The sequence below is a fragment of the Microbulbifer salipaludis genome, from assembly GCF_017303155.1.
Taxonomy (GTDB): domain Bacteria; phylum Pseudomonadota; class Gammaproteobacteria; order Pseudomonadales; family Cellvibrionaceae; genus Microbulbifer; species Microbulbifer salipaludis.
Genome location: NZ_JAEKJR010000001.1, coordinates 541,214 through 557,003 on the forward strand (window position 1 = coordinate 541,214; position 15,790 = coordinate 557,003).

Genomic DNA, 15,790 nt, shown 5'->3' on the forward strand with positions numbered 1-15,790 from the left:
TACAAAGCATGATTGAAACCGAATTCGACTATGGGCAAGCAATGCTGCGGAAGATTAATCCGGAGGGCTTTCGCAACTTGGTCGAGGCATTTGACGCCTCTGTTCCGGTATACGCTAAAAAGGTGGCGTTCTCCTGTGTGGGGCAAGAGCTTACATTCTCTGAACTGGATAGCTGCAGTCGAGCATTTGCCACATATCTCTTGAGTGTTGGGTTGCAATCTGGTGATCGCATGGCAATCCAATTGCCGAATATTCTTGCATATCCGATTGCGGTTTGGGGGGCGCTCCGCGCAGGCGTAGTCATCGTGAATACAAACCCGATGTACACGGAGCGGGAAATTCACCACCAGTTTAAAGATGCCGACATCAAAGCACTGCTGGTATATGAGGGTTGCCTGCCAGTCACTGGTCGTATCGCAACCAAGCTTGGCGTTCCACACGTGTTGGTCGCCAATGCGGCCAAGCCCGATCCCGAACAGGTGCTGCCTGCGGGCTGTGCCGAGCGGTTTGTCGCCTTTGGCCAGGTTCTCTCGCAATTCTGGGACAGGCTTTCGCCGCCCGCGGAGTGTTCGATGGAGAGCCTTGCCGTGCTCCAGTACACCGGCGGTACCACAGGCGTATCCAAAGGTGCGATGCTGACGCACGGCAACCTGTATGCAAGTTCGTGGCAAACCAGCAGTGCGTTGGACGAAAATGAGCGCAACGATGGTATCGTGATCGCGCCGATGCCGCTGTACCACATTTACGGCTTCACCTGGAACGTGATCAGCTGCTGTATGAACGGAGTGCACTCCGTCCTCATTCCAGACCCTCGTAATCTCGACAGCTTGATACAGGCGATGAAGACACATCGCTTTACCGGATTCGCCGGGGTCAACACCCTGTTTGCCGGCTTGATGCGACATCCCGAATTTGAGCAAATTGATTTCAGCGCACTGCGTGGCTCGATTGCCGGAGGCGCTGCGCTGGTCAGCTCGGTCGCGGAAGAGTGGCAGCGCCGTACGGGCACGCTGTTATTTGAAGGCTATGCGATGTCTGAAACCAGCTCATCACTTACCTGTAATGTGCCTACAGCACATCAATTAGGTACGGTCGGAAAACCATTGCCGGCAATGCAGGTCAAAGTCATCGACGCCGACGGAGAAACCCTCGCCAACGGCGAGGCGGGTGAACTGGCGGTACGTGGCCCACAGGTGCTCAAGGGCTACTGGAATCGTCCGGAGGAAAGTGTCGCGGTAATTGACCGTGATGGCTGGTTTCGCACCGGTGATGTCGCCGTGATCCAGGAAGATGGGTTTATTCGAATCGTTGACCGTATCAAAGACATGATTTTGGTCTCCGGCTTTAATGTCTATCCAAATGAAATTGAAGATGTATTGACCGCGCATCCGGATGTTTTCGAATGTGCCGCGATAGGCGTGTCCGATGAACGCACGGGCGAAGCCATCAAGGTCTTCGTTGTTGCCGCCAGTGACTCAGGCGATGCAGATTCACTACGGGAACACTGCCGCAAATTACTGACCCCATATAAAGTCCCCAAGCATATTGAATTTATCGAAGCGTTACCCAAATCGGCTGTTGGCAAAGTACTGCGCCGAGACCTGCGCAAATAGTCACAACGCGATTTTATTGTCCGCGCCGACCAATAATCCCCGATTGCCCCTGCTTGACGGAAAATCCGCAGGTGCATTCTTTGGCTAACCGATGTGAGAACGCCATGCCCTACAAAGCACCCATCCGCGATGTACAGTTCCTAGCGGACAAGCTACTTAACGCGCAGAAACACTACGCAAGTCTCGCAGGTGGCGAGCCGCTGGATTGTGAGCTACGTAACGCCATTCTCGAGGAGGCGGCGCGCTTTAGTGAAGAGGTGATTTACCCATTAAATCGCACTGGCGATGAGCAGGGCTGCCTGTGGAACGAAGACGGGGTAAAGACACCCGACGGTTTTGCCGACGCCTATCGGCAATATATTGATGGCGGTTGGCCCGGCCTCAGCATGCCCACCGCTTTTGGGGGACAAGCATTGCCAAAGTCCCTCGACTTTATGGTGTCCGAATGCCTGAGTCAGGCGAACCATGCCTGGGCAATGTATCCTGGCTTGAGTGCGGGTTGTCGCGGAACGCTGCTGGCCCATGGCACAGAATCCCTGCAAGCAATCTATTTGCCTAAGCTGACCAGCGGCGCCTGGACAGGCACTATGTGCCTGACCGAGCCTCAATGTGGCAGTGACCTCAGTTTCTTACGTACCCGCGCGGAAACACGGGAAGACGGCTCTTATTCCATCAGTGGTACCAAAATTTTTATCAGTGCCGGTGAACATGACCTCAGTGAAAATATTGTTCACCTGGTATTGGCGCGGCTGCCCGACGCACCCGCGGGTACTCGCGGTATTTCGTTGTTTATTGTCCCCAAGTTTTTACCCGACCCGCACGGCGAACCTGGCGTACGCAATGCGGTCCAGTGCGGCTCGCTCGAACACAAAATGGGCATTCATGGCAACGCCACCTGCGTGATGAATTTTGACGGTGCCCGGGGCTTTCTCATTGGTGAGCCGCACCGTGGGCTATTGGCCATGTTTACCTTTATGAATTCTGCGCGCCTCGGCGTTGCGCTGGAAGGCCTTGCCCATGGCGAAATCGCGCTGCAAGGGGCGCTCAGCTATGCGACTGAACGCGAAGCCGGGCGTGCGTTATCTGGCACGAAAGTGCCAGCCCGCCCGGCGGACAGGCTGATCGTACATCCGGATGTCCGGCGCATGCTGCTGACCATCCGCGCACTGACCGAAGGTAGCCGTGCATTGCTGCACAGTCTGGGGCAGCTGGTAGACATCGAACTGGGCACCGATGCCGAGGCAGCGGCAGAAGCCGCCAGTTTCCTCGCTTTTTACACGCCAATCGCCAAAGGCTTCATGACCGAAATGGGCATCGAATGCGCGAATATCGGCATGCAGGTGTATGGAGGCCATGGCTATATTCGCGAGTGGGGAATGGAACAAAACCTACGCGATGCACGTATCACCACCATGTATGAGGGCACCACTGGTATTCAGGCACTGGACCTCCTGGCACGTAAGGTGCTACGCGACCAGGGGGCCTCTCTGGAGCAGGTCATTGTCCGTATTCGTGCCGACATGGAAGGAATGAATGCAGACTACGCACAGCGTCTCTCTGCGCGCCTTGAAGAATGGCAGGCCATTACCGTGACACTATTCAGCGCCGTCAGTGAAAATATTGACGAGCTCGGTGCCGCATCGGTGGATTATCTGATGTACTCCGGCTATGTATTGCTTGGCTGGCAATGGGGGCGCATGGCCAGTGTCCCTGAAGTGCGGGAAGGTGCGGATGCTTTTTATCGTGCCAAGGCCGTAACGGCACGCTTCTATTTCGACAAGATATTGCCACGCTGCAGCAGCCTGGCGGAACAGATGCGCGCGGGTGCCGACAGTCTGATGGCCCTGGACGATACGGACTTTGACACCCTCGCGGGTCGATAACCGGGGCAGCACAATGGGCCGACCGAGCACCATTCCGTCCACTCACACTGGCACTGGGAAAGTCCTAAAAAAGGCTGCACGGGAGCTGGGTTGACCGCAGGTGTCTGGGTAAATCTGTGTGGGTGCTCCGAAACGCCTTGTTTACTTGTGGTTAATAAAACAGCAGCGGGTGTGAGAGATCGCTATCCAGCGCGTCGCTTAGCTCGAGCGCTTCATCCTCCGGATAAAGCGTGTTGATCGCCAGACGAGGTTCCGACACGTAGGATGCGGGGCCCACCGCACCCACATTCAGGCTGACATTGAAAAAGCTCAAGAGTTTGCCTTTGTAGCGTTGCTGCACACGGTAACTGGCCATAGGCTCGAGCTGTGAAGCAATCTGGGCCCAGTCGTCCGGTACACCAGGGTGGGCTGCGAGTTCACGCACCATCCCGTGGTAGATGGGGTCATCGGTCAACAGGGCCTCCTGCTGGGCATACATCAGGATCATTGCCAGCATATGGCGCCAGGGTTCCTGCGCAGAACCTTCCGACGGACGCCGGAACAAAAATTCGAAATGATTTCCTACCTCGACCAGCTCCTCGGGGCTAACGACCTCTTTGTAGAAGGCGACCCAGCTCCGGTTGACCATCAACAAGCGGCCATAGCGGTCCATGAGCACTGCTGGGTAGGGGTCCATCGCCTTCAGCGAAAACAGGGTGGCCTTGCGCAGCCATTTGAACTCTGGCGCATCGAAGTCAACGGCGTGGCTGCGCGCAAGATATCCTGCTGCCAGTCGCAGGTAGCTCCCGTCCCGCTCGCCGAGTAAAAGAGCCTGGGTGATCGCCTCAACTAGCGCTTCACTGGGGCGTGCTTTGCCATTCTCAAGAAAGCTGATATGCCGGGTTGAAGATTGCAGATCGAGCGCTAGAGCCTCCTGGCTGACGCCTCGCACCTTGCGCCAGAAGCGCAACAGGTGACCAAACGCTGGATAAACCGTATCGCTCATTTTCTCGCCTTACATACACTGCCTCAGCCATGTTTGCTTGGGCACTTCCGAACTTGACCTGAGAGGTAATGGCCGAGTCTAACAACTAGGTCAACAATACCCAAATCCAGAAGACTCCAGGCGGAAAAATTCCGACTACCGCCAATGCACAACAGAGATTAGGTGACCTATGGCAGCTCAAGCACTCAGCGAACGGGATCTGGCATTTATGCTGTATGAACTCTTTGATGCGGAGTCGCTCACGGCCCGTGCGCGTTATGCGGACCACGGCCGTGAGACATTTGACGCAGCTATCGAAATCGGCAAGACGGTTGCGCTGAAACATTTCTTGCCAATCCGCAAGAAAGTCGACACCAATGAGCCGACCTTTGACGGTGAAAGAGTGCACCTGATACCGGAAATCAAGCCCGCTCTGGATGCAGTGATCGAGGCGGGTCTTGCTGCCCCCGCCAGCGACTTTAAAAGTGGCGGCATGCAGTTGCCATTAATAGTAACCAATGTGGCTCAGGCGCACCTATCGGCAATCGCCAGTACAACACTGGGATACATCTCCCTCACCAATGCCAACGCCAACCTGATTGAGGCGCACGGTTCGGAAGAGCAAATCGAAACCTGGGTGCGCCCCATGCGCGAAGGACGTTTTATGGGCACCATGGCGATGACCGAGCCCGGTGCCGGTTCTGGGCTCGCCGACCTCACTACTACCGCTACCCGCGAGGCGGATGGTAGTTATCGACTGACGGGCAACAAAATTTTTATCTCCGGTGGTGACCACGAGCTCAGCGAAAACATCGTGCACCTGGTACTCGCCCGAGTAAAAGGCGCGGCGAAGGGCGTGAAAGGTATATCGCTATTTATCGTGCCCAAGTTCCTGCTCAACGACGACGGCAGCATTGGTAAGCGCAACGATGTGGCGCTGGCAGGCCTGTTCCACAAAATGGGTGGCCGCGGGCATACATCCACTGCGCTGAGCTTTGGTGAAAAGGGCGGTGCCACAGCCTATCTCGTGGGTGAAGAGAACAAGGGACTGATGTATATGTTCCACATGATGAATGAAGCACGCATCATGGTGGGCACCGGTGCTGCCCTCACTGCGCTGACCGGCTACCAGTATTCTCTTGACTATGCACGCGAGCGCCCTCAGGGCCGGCTATTGGGCAACAAGGATCCGCAATCTCCGCCCATCCCGATTATCGAGCACGCCGATGTGCGCCGTATGCTGCTCACGCAAAAGGCCTATGCGGAAGGAGCCTATGCACTGTGTTTACTCGGTAGCCAGCTTGCTGACGACGAAAAAACAGCAGAAACCGAAGAAGCCCGAACCCAGGCGCACACCCTGCTGGATTTCCTGACGCCGATTATTAAAACCTGGCCCTCGGAATACGGACCCAAAGCCAACGACCTGGCAATCCAGGTGATGGGTGGCCACGGCTATATCAATGAACATCCGGTGGAAATGTTTTACCGGGACAACCGCCTGAACCCCATTCATGAAGGCACCACCGGTATTCAGTCCCTCGACCTGCTCGGGCGCAAGGTGCCGATGAATAAATTCGCCGGTTATCAGGCAATACTCAATGAAATGCAGGGCACTATCGACAAAGCGCGCGATACGGAATTGAGCCTGTTTGCTGGGCAGCTAGGCGCTGCGCTTACCGAGTTGCAGCAGACTACGACTACCGTGCTCGGTGCAACCGCAGAAAAAAATATCGACCTCGTCTTCTCCAACTCCGTCAGTTATCTGGAGATGTTCGGGCATATCGTGGTCGCGTGGATATGGTTGCGTCAGGGGCTCGCTGCAGATGCGGGGCTGCAGGCTAATCCGCATAAAGATGACGAGCATTTTTACCGCGGAAAGCTGCAGGCGATGCAGTTCTTCTATCGCTCTGAGCTGCCGAAGATCTATCACTGGTCGAAGCTTGTGCGTGATATTGATGGCACCAGCTTCGAAATGAAACCGGATTGGTTTTAACGATTGCCAAGCTAGTAGTTAACACAGGAAATACCATGACCACCGTTACCAAAGAAGGCCTGTTGCAACACGTCGGTACCGAGCTGAAAACCACAGACTGGTTCAGCGTAAATCAACAACAGATTAATCTGTTCGCCGAGGCGACGCGGGATCATCAGTTTATCCATGTTGATCCAGAGCGCGCGGCACAGACGCCGTTTGGCTCGACCATCGCACATGGCTTCTTATCGCTGTCGATGCTGTCCCATTTTGCAGAAACGTTTGGCCTTGCCATTGAAGGTGCTTACATGGGTATTAACTATGGCTTTGACAAGGTGCGTTTTATCGCGCCGGTGAAAGTTGATAGCCGGATTCGCGCCCATGCAAAACTTGCCAGTGCGGAAGAAAAAAATCCTGGCCAGTTCATGCTGACGTTTGATGTGAGTGTGGAAATTGAGGGTGAGGAAAAGCCGGCACTCAAGGCTGAGTGGCTGACCATGCAAATGGTTGCATGAATGCAAGAATCCACCGTGAAAACTGATAATGCAAGCAATTCAAGTGAGAAAAAAATGACAGTACGTTTTGACGGCCAGGTGGCCATCGTAACCGGCGCCGGCAACGGTCTTGGTAAATCCCATGCGCTGGCACTTGCTGCGCGCGGCGCGAAAGTTGTAGTCAATGATCTGGGTGGCGCCCGCGACGGCAGCGGTGCGTCGTCCGATGCGGCCCAAGCGGTTGTGCGGGAAATTGAGGCCAATGGTGGTGAAGCCATTGCACATGGTGCAAACGTAGCCAAGTTTGACGAGGTTCAGGACATGGTACAGCAGGCCATGGACAAGTGGGGCCGCGTCGACATTCTGATTAATAACGCGGGTATTCTGCGCGATAAATCCTTCGCCAAAATGGAACTGAGTGATTTCCAGCTGGTGATGGACGTGCATGTGATGGGCTCGGTGAACTGCACCAAGGCGGTATGGGACATTATGCGCGCACAGAATTATGGGCGCATCGTGATGACCACTTCTTCCAGCGGCATGTATGGCAACTTTGGCCAGTCCAACTATGGCGCTGCCAAAATGGCGGTGCTCGGCTTTATGAATACCCTGGTGCTCGAAGGTGCGAAATACGATATTCGCGTGAATGCGCTGGCGCCGACTGCCGGTACCCGCATGACCGAAGATCTGATGCCACCCGAGATACTTGGAATGCTTACACCGGAAGCGGTAACCGCTGGCGCTCTCACCCTATGCCGTAAGGATGCCCCCAACCGCTTTATTCTGTGTGCCGGTGCGGGTGGCTACGCCAGTACGCGCTTGTTTGAAACAGCGGGTACCTTCATCCCTGCGGATGTGCAAACTCCGGAGGTGGTGATCGAAAACTGGGAAAAAATTTGCGATCAAAGTGCGCAGGGCGAGCTCGCCTCGGGCGCTGGGCAGACGGAAAAATTCCTTACTATGGCGATGGCCAGTACCCAGCCTGCTTGATTTATCCCGCTAACTTCCACCAATCTCCCGCACCCAACGCATTTGCACGGGTGCAGGCTCTGAGAGCGTATATCTATGAAAGAAGCTGTTATTGTCTCTGCGGCGCGCACGCCCATTGGTCGCGCCTATCGCGGTGCATTCAATAATCTGGAAAGCCCATCGCTTGCGGCCCATGCGGTAGCCGCCGCGGTCGCGCGCGCGGATATTGATCCAGCAGAAGTCGATGACTGTATTTTTGGCGCAGCGCTGCAACAGGGCAGTCAGGGCACCAACCTCGCACGCCAAGTTGCAATGGCGGCGGGCTTACCGGTAAGCGTCAGCGGTATGACCATTGATCGCCAGTGTGCTTCCGGGCTCATGTCGATTGCTACTGCGGCCAAGCAGATTGTGGTGGACGGCGCTCCGGTGGTTGTTGCCGGCGGTTGTGAATCCATCAGCTTGGTGCAGAACGAGCATATGAACCTGCATCGTGCGGCAGATCCGGCGGTACTGGCAAAAGCGCCGGCCATTTACATGCCGATGCTGGATACCGCCGAGGTTGTCGCCAAGCGCTACAACATTTCCCGCGACGCTCAGGATGAATACGCGCTGGAGTCCCAGCGCCGAACCGCGGCAGCCCAGCAGGCCGGTAAGTTCGATGATGAAATTGTTCCGGTTACGGCGACCAAACTGGTGGCCAATAAGGAAACCGGCGATATCAGCGAACAGGAAGTGACACTGGCCAAGGACGAGGGCAACCGTCCGGGGACCACCCTGGAGGGCTTAAACAGCCTGAATGCGGTGCGCGAGAACGGTGTGATCACCGCGGGCAATGCCTCGCAATTGTCCGACGGTGCTGCCGCGGTGGTGATGATGGATAGCAAGCTTGCCGAACAGCGCAATCTGCAGCCGCTCGGCGTTTATCGTGGTATGGCCGTGGCCGGTTGTGAGCCAGATGAAATGGGTATTGGGCCGGTATTCGCGATTCCAAAGCTGCTAAAACGTACCGGCCTGAAAATGGACGATATCGGTTTGTGGGAGCTGAATGAGGCGTTCGCAGTGCAGGTAATTTATTGCCGCGATCAACTGGGCATTCCCGCTGACCGTCTCAATGTCAACGGTGGTGCTATCTCCATTGGTCATCCATACGGCATGAGCGGAAATCGTATGACCATGCACGCACTTATAGAGGGTAAGCGACGCGGCGTGAAGTATGTTGTCGTCACCATGTGTGTGGGCGGCGGCATGGGCGCAGCGGCCCTATTTGAAGTTCTTTAATCCATAGGGACGGTTGTGTACCGCCCTATTTTCGAGGCACACCTATGGAAGCCCTGGACAGCCCCAAGTTGGACGAGCACAGCCAGGCCCTCGTCGCGATGAACGAAGTTTTTCAGCGCCAGCGCAAAGACTACCTTGCCAACCCCTACCCGGATTACACATCTCGGATACGCGATTTACGCAAACTTGCGCAGCTAGTACAGGATCACAAGGACGCCCTTGCCCGCGCCATCAGCGAGGACTACGGTAACCGCTCGGTCGATGAAACTTTGTTCGCTGAGATCCTGCCGGTGTTGGAGGGAATCCAGGAAACGATCAAACATCTGCGCAAGTGGATGAGGCCGGAGCGTCGGCGTGTGCGGCAGCTAGTGTACCCGCTCGCGTCCAATCGATTGATTGCGCAGCCACTGGGTGTTGTCGGCGTAATCGTACCGTGGAATTTCCCGATTAATTTGGCGTTTTCACCGCTAACCAGTATTTTTGCTGCGGGTAACCGTGCATTGGTGAAAATGTCCGACCGCTCCCCGCGGCTCGCGGCTTTTTTGAAGCGTGTGGTTACCGACTACTTCCCCAGAGAAAAGCTCGCGTTTATTGATGATGGGCATCAATTGGGGCCAGAATTCTCAGCCTTGCCGTTTGACCACCTTTTGTTTACCGGTTCCACACAAACTGGCAAAGCGGTGATGGCAAGCGCAGCGACGAACCTGACGCCAGTGACCCTTGAACTGGGCGGAAAGTCACCGGCAGTTGTTGCGCCGGACTTCCCGCTCGAGGTTGCCGCTGAGCGCATACTTTTCTGGAAGCTCATGAACGCCGGCCAGATTTGTACGAATATCGACTACCTGTTCCTGCCAGAAAGCAAGGTGCGGGAATTTGTCGAGTTGACGCAGAAAATTGCACATCAGCGCTACCCGGATCTACAGGCCCCGGATTACACATCCATTATTGATGATCGGTCCTACCAGAGGTTGTGGGATACAGTTGCGGATGCGCAGCAAAAGGGCACACAAGTAGTGAACGTTTTCCCCGGCAACGAAGGGGATGGCGCGCTGCGAAAATTCCCCCTCCACCTGCTGATTGAACCCAATGACGATAGCCTTGTTATGCAGCGGGAAATATTTGGCCCGCTACTTCCGATCAAGACTTATCGGGACCCCCAGGAGGTAATCGAGTATATCAACAGCCGCGAGCGTCCACTGGCGTTTTACCCGTTTACCCGGAACAAATCTCTTCGTGACTTATACCTGCAGCGGGTGATGTCCGGTGGTGCCTGTGTAAATAATTGCCTGTTACATGTAGCCCAGCACGACCTGCCTTTCGGTGGTGTGGGACACAGTGGCATTGGTCACTACCACGGCAAGGAAGGATTTATTAACTTTTCCAAACTGCGGCCGGTGCACTATCAGGGCTTTATCGACGGTCTCAAGCCATTGATGCCACCGTATGGTGAAAAGTCCCGTAAGATTTTGGAATTTATGATCCGTCGGGCGCGCTCATAATTGTGTCGACACACCCTCAAACAATTCGATCCGCTTCCAAAGCTTGAGCCTTGAGCTGCGCGGTTACGGAGCGTGCGCATCAGCCTCCAGCCAATGGCTGTTTGTGCGGGATATCGTGTATGCCGCGCCAGGTGTTTGCGACTGAAGGCTGTTTGGCGCACATTCGCACGCGGGGGCAAGCGTGAATTATTCGATATTCTGCACCTGCTCTCGCATCTGCTCGATCAGTACCTTTAATTCCACAGCTGCCTGGGTGGTGTCTGTGACCACCGCTTTTGAGGATAAGGTGTTGGCCTCGCGGTTAAATTCCTGCATTAGGAAATCCAAGCGGCGGCCGATGGGGCCGCCGTTTTTTAGTACGCGGCGGGTTTCGGTGATGTGCGCGTCGAGCCGGTCGAGTTCTTCGTCCACATCCGCTTTCTGTGCCAGCAGGGCAATTTCCTGTTCGATACGGTCCTTGTCGATTTCTTCGAGCAATTCTTGCAGGCGGCTCTTCAGTTTTTCGCGCTGGTTTTGCAGAATTTGCGGCAGCAGTGCACGCACGGTGGTGACCTGCTCGGTAATGCCCGCCAGGCGTGCCTCGATAAAGCCGGCGAGTTCGGCGCCTTCACGCTGGCGGTTATCCACAACTTGTTTCAGTGCCTGCTTGAAACCGTCGAGTATGGCGCCGGCCTGCTCTTCCGCGTCGGTTTCTGGCTCGGCGATCACACCCGGCCACTTCAGCACTTCCAGTGGGTTCAGCGGCAGGCTGTCCAGCCCGCCCATGCCCGGCGATACTTTTTTTGCCGCCTTGAGCAGTTGTTCCACCAGCGCCTGATTGACTTCAATACCGGCCACTTCGCCGCTGTTGGCCTTCAGGTTGAGCGTCATCTCCACCTTGCCGCGGTTCAGGGTCTTGCGCAGTACTTCACGTAGCTTGGGCTCCAGCGCACGGGCGGCTTCTGGCAGGCGGAAATGAGGCTCCAGGTAGCGATGGTTGACGGAGCGCATCTCCCACACGGCGGTGCCGGTGGAGTAATTGACTTCGGCGCGCCCGAAAGCGGTCATGCTGCGCACTTTGTTGTTGGCCATAATGCCCTGCTCCCGAAATACTTGATGTGCAAATGGGGTGTGAAAAAAGAGCGGCAAAGCATAGCACAGGGTGATTGTGTGCTTTGATGGCTATAATGCCGAGCCTTGAAAGTAAATGTTCATACTCTTCCTATATTTATTCTCCCACAGACTAGAGGTGCAAATATGCAGCGACCCAGCGGCCGCAAACCGGAGCAACTGCGCGATGTGCGCATTACCCGCAACTATACCCGCCATGCGGAGGGTTCGGTTCTCGTGGAGTTCGGCGACACCAAGGTGCTGTGCAACGCATCGGTGGCGGCAGAAGTGCCGCGTTTTCTGCGCGGTCAGGGCGGCGGCTGGATCACCGCGGAATACGGGATGCTGCCGCGCTCCACGGGCTCGCGCATGGGCCGCGAAGCGGCGCGTGGCAAACAGGGCGGGCGCACGGTGGAAATCCAGCGCCTGATTGGCCGCTCCCTGCGCGCAGCGGTAGACCTGAAGGCCCTGGGTGAGCATCAGATTACTCTGGACTGCGATGTGATCCAGGCGGACGGCGGTACTCGCACGGCATCCATTACCGGCGCCTGTGTGGCGCTGGTCGACGCCATCCGTTATATGCAGCGGCAGAAGATGATCGCCACCGACCCGTTGAACAATATGGTTGCGGCGATCTCGGTGGGTATTTATGACGGCGCTGCAGTGCTGGACCTGGATTACCCGGAAGACTCCAATGCCGACACCGATATGAATCTGGTGATGGCTGAGGATGGTGGCATGATCGAAGTACAGGGCACGGCTGAAGGCGCGCCGTTTACCGAGCATCAGTTTGTGGAGATGCTGGCGCTGGGCAAGGCCGGTATCAGGGAGTTGATCGAGCTGCAGAAAAAAGCCCTGGCGGAGTAATCTGCGGGCACGCCAACCGGCCGCGCAACGAAAAAGGCCCGCTGGCGTACCAGCGGGCCTTTGGCGGCAATCGAGACAATTACACTTCCAGGTCGTAATCCATGATCACCGGCAGGTGGCTGGAAAACCGCACGTTCTTGTTGATGGCGCCGTACTCGATCTTGTTCTTCAGGGTCTGGGAGACGATCTGCATGTCCGTGCGCCAGCCGTCGCCCTGGCCTACTTCGCCGCTGGGCCACCAGGAAAATTCATCCGCATCTTTCACCACCCGGCGGAACGCGTCCACATAGCCAATATCGTTAAACAGCTGGTCGAGCCAGCGCTGTTCGTGGCGCATGAAGCCGGGGGTATCCTGATGATCCTGCCAGTTCTCTACATCTGCGCGACGGTGGGCCATGCCCCAGTTGCCGCAGAAAATGAAGTCCCGGCGCTTGCGGCTGATCTTGGCCAGATGCGCCTGCATGTCGTCGAAAAACTGTACCTTGACTTCCAGGGAGCTCTCGTCGGTTGCCACCGGTGCCAGCAGCGAGCCAACGCTCAGACGCTCGAAGTCCGCCTGCAAATAGCGGCCGTACATGTCCACACCATTGGCGAAGCCCATACCGTAGATCAGCGCTTTCGGCTGGGCACGGGTATAGATGGCAACGCCATTTTCGTGGGGGGTGCCTGAATCGAAGAAATAGCTGTAGTAGCCGTCCGGATGGAAGATGGGGTGATCCAGCTCCGGTTCCAGTGAGCGCAGATCCTGCAGACAGATGATATCCGCGTCCTGATCTGACAACCAATCGTAGAGCCCGCGCTGTGCAGCCTGGTGCACACCATCAACGGACAAACTCACTATTCGCATTATTAGCCCCTTACCAGCGGACTGTGTAAAATTGCAGTCGTTATTCGTCTGAACATTTTTCGATTGCCGCTCCCCATTCCGTGGGGACCTTCCTTCACCTTAGCCAATAGTTATCAAATTGCCATGCAGCAGTACCAGCGCGACTTTATCCAACTGGCCCTGGAGCACGATGTGCTCTGTTTCGGGGATTTTACGCTGAAATCCGGGCGCCAGAGCCCCTATTTCTTTAATGCCGGTCGATTCCACAGTGGTGCGGCACTCGCCGCTCTGGGCAATGCCTATGCGGAGGCGATCATAGCCTCTGGAGTGGAGTTTGATGTCATCTTCGGGCCGGCCTATAAAGGCATCCCGCTGGGAGCGGTAACCGCGGTGGCACTGGCGCAAAAAGGCATCGATAAGCCCTTCTGTTACAACCGGAAGGAGGCCAAGGACCACGGCGAGGGCGGAACCTTAGTGGGTGCGCCGCTCAAAGGCAAGGTTTTGATTATTGATGATGTGATTACTGCGGGCACGGCGGTGCGCGAGGTTATGCAGATCATCCAGGCCGAGGGTGCGGCGCCGGCAGGTGTGGTGATTGGGCTGAATCGGCAGGAAAAGGCCAGCGAGGACACCAACCTGTCCGCAATTCAGCTGGTGGAGCAGGAATACAGCATTCCTGTGATCGGCATTGTGGAACTGGACGATATTATTGCCTATCTTAAGGCGGAAGCTGCCAGCGATGTGCTGGTGCAGCAGATCATCGACTACCGGCAACGCTATGGCGTAAGCACTGAGGGCTAGGCCCGCCTGCGCGTTATAACCCTGCCGGGCACTAAAGGATTGGTGTAAAAGGTCAAATATTGAGTATTTTATGGAAGATATAGCAAAGAGGCAGGCGTGAAGACCGCAATAGTACTGGCGTTGGCCGGTGCCCTACTGACAATGGATGTTGGTGCTGCAGACCAGGGGTGGGATGGCAAGAAGCTGTACCGCTATACCAACGAACACGGCGTTCAGGTGCTGGACGATGTGGTGCCTCCCCGATACGTGGCCGGTGGCTATGAGGTGTTGACCCCTTCCGGGCGGGTTCTGGAGGTGGTGGCGCCGGAGTTGACTGGTAAAGAGCTGGCGGAGAAGCAGCGGCGCGAGGCGCGTCTGGCGGCCGACCTGCAACTTCTGCGGCGTTACAACAGCATCGCTGACATCGAGTCCGCGCGTAAGCGCAAGCTCGCCATCGTGCAGCAGGATATGGCGATCCTGCGCTCCAATATTGCGTCCCTGAATCGGCAGATTCAGAGCGAGGAGTTGGCGGCGGCGCGCACAGAGCGCAACGGCGGTACTGTGTCTGAGGAACTGCTGGAGCGTATCGAGAGCCTGCGTGAGGAAGTGGGCGTCGTCAATGAGCGCCTGTCTCTGCGTGAAAAAGAGGCGGTGGCGATTAACAGCGAGTTTGATCAGGCGGCCAGCCGTTATCAGGAAATCGCCGGCAAGTAAGCCGGCTTTCGCTCCACTGCGGGGCCATTCTGGCCCCCGATCAGTTCTGCGCAGCCAGCGCACTTTCCCTGAAGAACCCTGCAACCAGTACCGGCCACTGCTCTGCCCAGTGTTCGGTGGGCTTGCGCTTGAAGCCGCTGCGCACGTACTGCACGATGCGCCCCTCGGCGCTGGCCAGTAGCAGGTTGGCCGCAGCCGTCAGGGGAATAGCCGGGCGCAATTGCTCCCGCAGTTCGGCTTCCCGCAGGATTTGCTTGAGCTGGGTTTCCAGGCGGTCAAACAACTGCAGGATACGGCTGTGCAGACGCTCGGTTTCGCCGGTCAGCGCATCGCCGGTGAGCAGGCGGGTGATACCGGGGTTGCGCTCGCAAAACGCCAACAGTAGATGCAGGATTTTCTGGCAGCGGGCGAGCGCACTGGGCTCATCCTGCAGGATGATCTTGATACGACTGAAGATGGTCTCTTCGATAAACTCGATGAGGCCTTCGAACATCTTGGATTTGCTGGGGAAGTGGCGGTAGAGGGCGGCCTCCGAGAAACCCACCTCTTTAGCCAAGGCGGCGGTGGTAATGCGGGCGCCGGGGCTGGCTTCCAGCATATGGGCGAGCGCCTGAAGAATCTGCTGGCGCCGGTTTATTTTTTCGCTGCTCATGAACTGCCTTTGCCCGGAGTATTCAGCCGGGATCTGCTTTTGTTGTTGTGCCGGTTTGGCGTGTGTCGTGCAACCCTGCAGCATATGTGATCCGGGGCGTTAGAAGTCCTGGGATTTCTGCTGGAAGTGGTCGTCGAAAAGCTTCTCGTCCGGCGCCAGAATCCTAACGATTCGGCGCCGTGGCATCAAT

14 protein-coding genes are annotated in these 15,790 nt (G+C 56.4%); 10 read left to right on the top strand and 4 right to left on the bottom strand.

Going from position 1 to position 15,790, the window contains the following annotated elements:
* Positions 1-8 precede the first annotated feature (8 nt).
* Together JF535_RS02205 and JF535_RS02210 are read left to right on the top strand one after the other, a co-directional pair.
* Complete coding sequence (locus tag JF535_RS02205; RefSeq protein ID WP_242523556.1) at positions 9-1,613, top strand: AMP-binding protein; 1,605 nt, start codon at positions 9-11, stop codon at positions 1,611-1,613.
* Between the two features lie 104 nt (positions 1,614-1,717).
* Positions 1,718-3,496, top strand: coding sequence for an acyl-CoA dehydrogenase C-terminal domain-containing protein (locus JF535_RS02210; RefSeq protein ID WP_206998500.1), 1,779 nt, complete (start codon positions 1,718-1,720; stop codon positions 3,494-3,496).
* Between the two features lie 151 nt (positions 3,497-3,647).
* Here the strand turns inward: JF535_RS02210 and JF535_RS02215 are convergent, their stop codons facing one another.
* Positions 3,648-4,481 carry a helix-turn-helix domain-containing protein gene (locus JF535_RS02215; RefSeq protein WP_206998503.1) on the bottom strand — a complete coding sequence of 278 codons (834 nt, stop codon included), beginning with the start codon at positions 4,479-4,481 and terminating at the stop codon, positions 3,648-3,650.
* 169 nt (positions 4,482-4,650) lie between these two features.
* Here JF535_RS02215 and JF535_RS02220 point away from each other — a divergent pair, with 169 nt between their 5' ends.
* The 5 genes from JF535_RS02220 to JF535_RS02240 all read left to right on the top strand — a co-directional run bounded on the left by JF535_RS02220 (position 4,651) and on the right by JF535_RS02240 (position 10,672).
* Positions 4,651-6,453, top strand: a complete 1,803-nt coding sequence (locus tag JF535_RS02220) for an acyl-CoA dehydrogenase (protein ID WP_206998505.1) — start codon at positions 4,651-4,653, stop codon at positions 6,451-6,453.
* 35 nt (positions 6,454-6,488) lie between these two features.
* A complete protein-coding gene (locus tag JF535_RS02225) occupies positions 6,489-6,947 on the top strand; it encodes a MaoC family dehydratase (RefSeq protein WP_206998507.1) in 459 nt (152 codons plus the stop codon).
* Positions 6,948-7,001: 54 nt separating this feature from the next.
* Positions 7,002-7,916 carry an SDR family NAD(P)-dependent oxidoreductase gene (locus JF535_RS02230; protein WP_206998509.1) on the top strand — a complete coding sequence of 305 codons (915 nt, stop codon included), beginning with the start codon at positions 7,002-7,004 and terminating at the stop codon, positions 7,914-7,916.
* A 75-nt stretch (positions 7,917-7,991) separates the two neighbouring features.
* Positions 7,992-9,173 (top strand): acetyl-CoA C-acyltransferase, encoded by a 1,182-nt coding sequence (locus tag JF535_RS02235; protein WP_206998511.1) that lies wholly within the window; start codon positions 7,992-7,994, stop codon positions 9,171-9,173.
* 44 nt (positions 9,174-9,217) lie between these two features.
* Entirely contained in the window at positions 9,218-10,672 is a 1,455-nt protein-coding gene (locus tag JF535_RS02240) for a coniferyl aldehyde dehydrogenase (protein WP_206998512.1), read from the top strand.
* A 186-nt stretch (positions 10,673-10,858) separates the two neighbouring features.
* On the opposite strand, the gene JF535_RS02245 is transcribed toward JF535_RS02240, so the two are convergent.
* Positions 10,859-11,743 carry a YicC/YloC family endoribonuclease gene (locus tag JF535_RS02245; protein ID WP_206998513.1) on the bottom strand — a complete coding sequence of 295 codons (885 nt, stop codon included), beginning with the start codon at positions 11,741-11,743 and terminating at the stop codon, positions 10,859-10,861.
* 165 nt (positions 11,744-11,908) lie between these two features.
* Here JF535_RS02245 and rph point away from each other — a divergent pair, with 165 nt between their 5' ends.
* Positions 11,909-12,628 carry a ribonuclease PH gene (gene rph / locus JF535_RS02250; RefSeq protein WP_206998514.1) on the top strand — a complete coding sequence of 240 codons (720 nt, stop codon included), beginning with the start codon at positions 11,909-11,911 and terminating at the stop codon, positions 12,626-12,628.
* Between the two features lie 79 nt (positions 12,629-12,707).
* Here rph and JF535_RS02255 read toward each other — a convergent pair whose 3' ends face one another.
* On the bottom strand, positions 12,708-13,475 hold the full coding sequence (locus JF535_RS02255) for an exodeoxyribonuclease III (protein ID WP_066960044.1): 768 nt from the start codon (positions 13,473-13,475) through the stop codon (positions 12,708-12,710).
* A gap of 123 nt (positions 13,476-13,598) precedes the next feature.
* Between JF535_RS02255 and pyrE the strand changes: the two genes are divergently transcribed.
* Together pyrE and JF535_RS02265 are read left to right on the top strand one after the other, a co-directional pair.
* Positions 13,599-14,255 (top strand): orotate phosphoribosyltransferase, encoded by a 657-nt coding sequence (gene pyrE / locus JF535_RS02260; RefSeq protein ID WP_206998515.1) that lies wholly within the window; start codon positions 13,599-13,601, stop codon positions 14,253-14,255.
* A gap of 96 nt (positions 14,256-14,351) precedes the next feature.
* Positions 14,352-14,948: a hypothetical protein gene (locus JF535_RS02265; protein WP_206998516.1), complete on the top strand. Its 597-nt coding sequence runs from the start codon at positions 14,352-14,354 to the stop codon at positions 14,946-14,948.
* A 40-nt stretch (positions 14,949-14,988) separates the two neighbouring features.
* Here JF535_RS02265 and slmA read toward each other — a convergent pair whose 3' ends face one another.
* Complete coding sequence (gene slmA, locus JF535_RS02270; RefSeq protein WP_206998517.1) at positions 14,989-15,600, bottom strand: nucleoid occlusion factor SlmA; 612 nt, start codon at positions 15,598-15,600, stop codon at positions 14,989-14,991.
* Positions 15,601-15,790: the final 190 nt, after the last annotated feature.

Coding starts and splice junctions, on each gene's coding strand:
- JF535_RS02225 (WP_206998507.1), top strand. CDS start 6,489: ATGACCACCGTTACCAAAGAAGGCCTGTTGCAACACGTCGGTACCGAG.
- JF535_RS02255 (WP_066960044.1), bottom strand. CDS start 13,475: ATGCGAATAGTGAGTTTGTCCGTTGATGGTGTGCACCAGGCTGCACAG.
- JF535_RS02215 (WP_206998503.1), bottom strand. CDS start 4,481: ATGAGCGATACGGTTTATCCAGCGTTTGGTCACCTGTTGCGCTTCTGG.
- rph (WP_206998514.1), top strand. CDS start 11,909: ATGCAGCGACCCAGCGGCCGCAAACCGGAGCAACTGCGCGATGTGCGC.
- JF535_RS02210 (WP_206998500.1), top strand. CDS start 1,718: ATGCCCTACAAAGCACCCATCCGCGATGTACAGTTCCTAGCGGACAAG.
- pyrE (WP_206998515.1), top strand. CDS start 13,599: ATGCAGCAGTACCAGCGCGACTTTATCCAACTGGCCCTGGAGCACGAT.
- JF535_RS02205 (WP_242523556.1), top strand. CDS start 9: ATGATTGAAACCGAATTCGACTATGGGCAAGCAATGCTGCGGAAGATT.
- JF535_RS02245 (WP_206998513.1), bottom strand. CDS start 11,743: ATGGCCAACAACAAAGTGCGCAGCATGACCGCTTTCGGGCGCGCCGAA.
- JF535_RS02230 (WP_206998509.1), top strand. CDS start 7,002: ATGACAGTACGTTTTGACGGCCAGGTGGCCATCGTAACCGGCGCCGGC.
- JF535_RS02240 (WP_206998512.1), top strand. CDS start 9,218: ATGGAAGCCCTGGACAGCCCCAAGTTGGACGAGCACAGCCAGGCCCTC.
- JF535_RS02220 (WP_206998505.1), top strand. CDS start 4,651: ATGGCAGCTCAAGCACTCAGCGAACGGGATCTGGCATTTATGCTGTAT.
- slmA (WP_206998517.1), bottom strand. CDS start 15,600: ATGAGCAGCGAAAAAATAAACCGGCGCCAGCAGATTCTTCAGGCGCTC.
- JF535_RS02235 (WP_206998511.1), top strand. CDS start 7,992: ATGAAAGAAGCTGTTATTGTCTCTGCGGCGCGCACGCCCATTGGTCGC.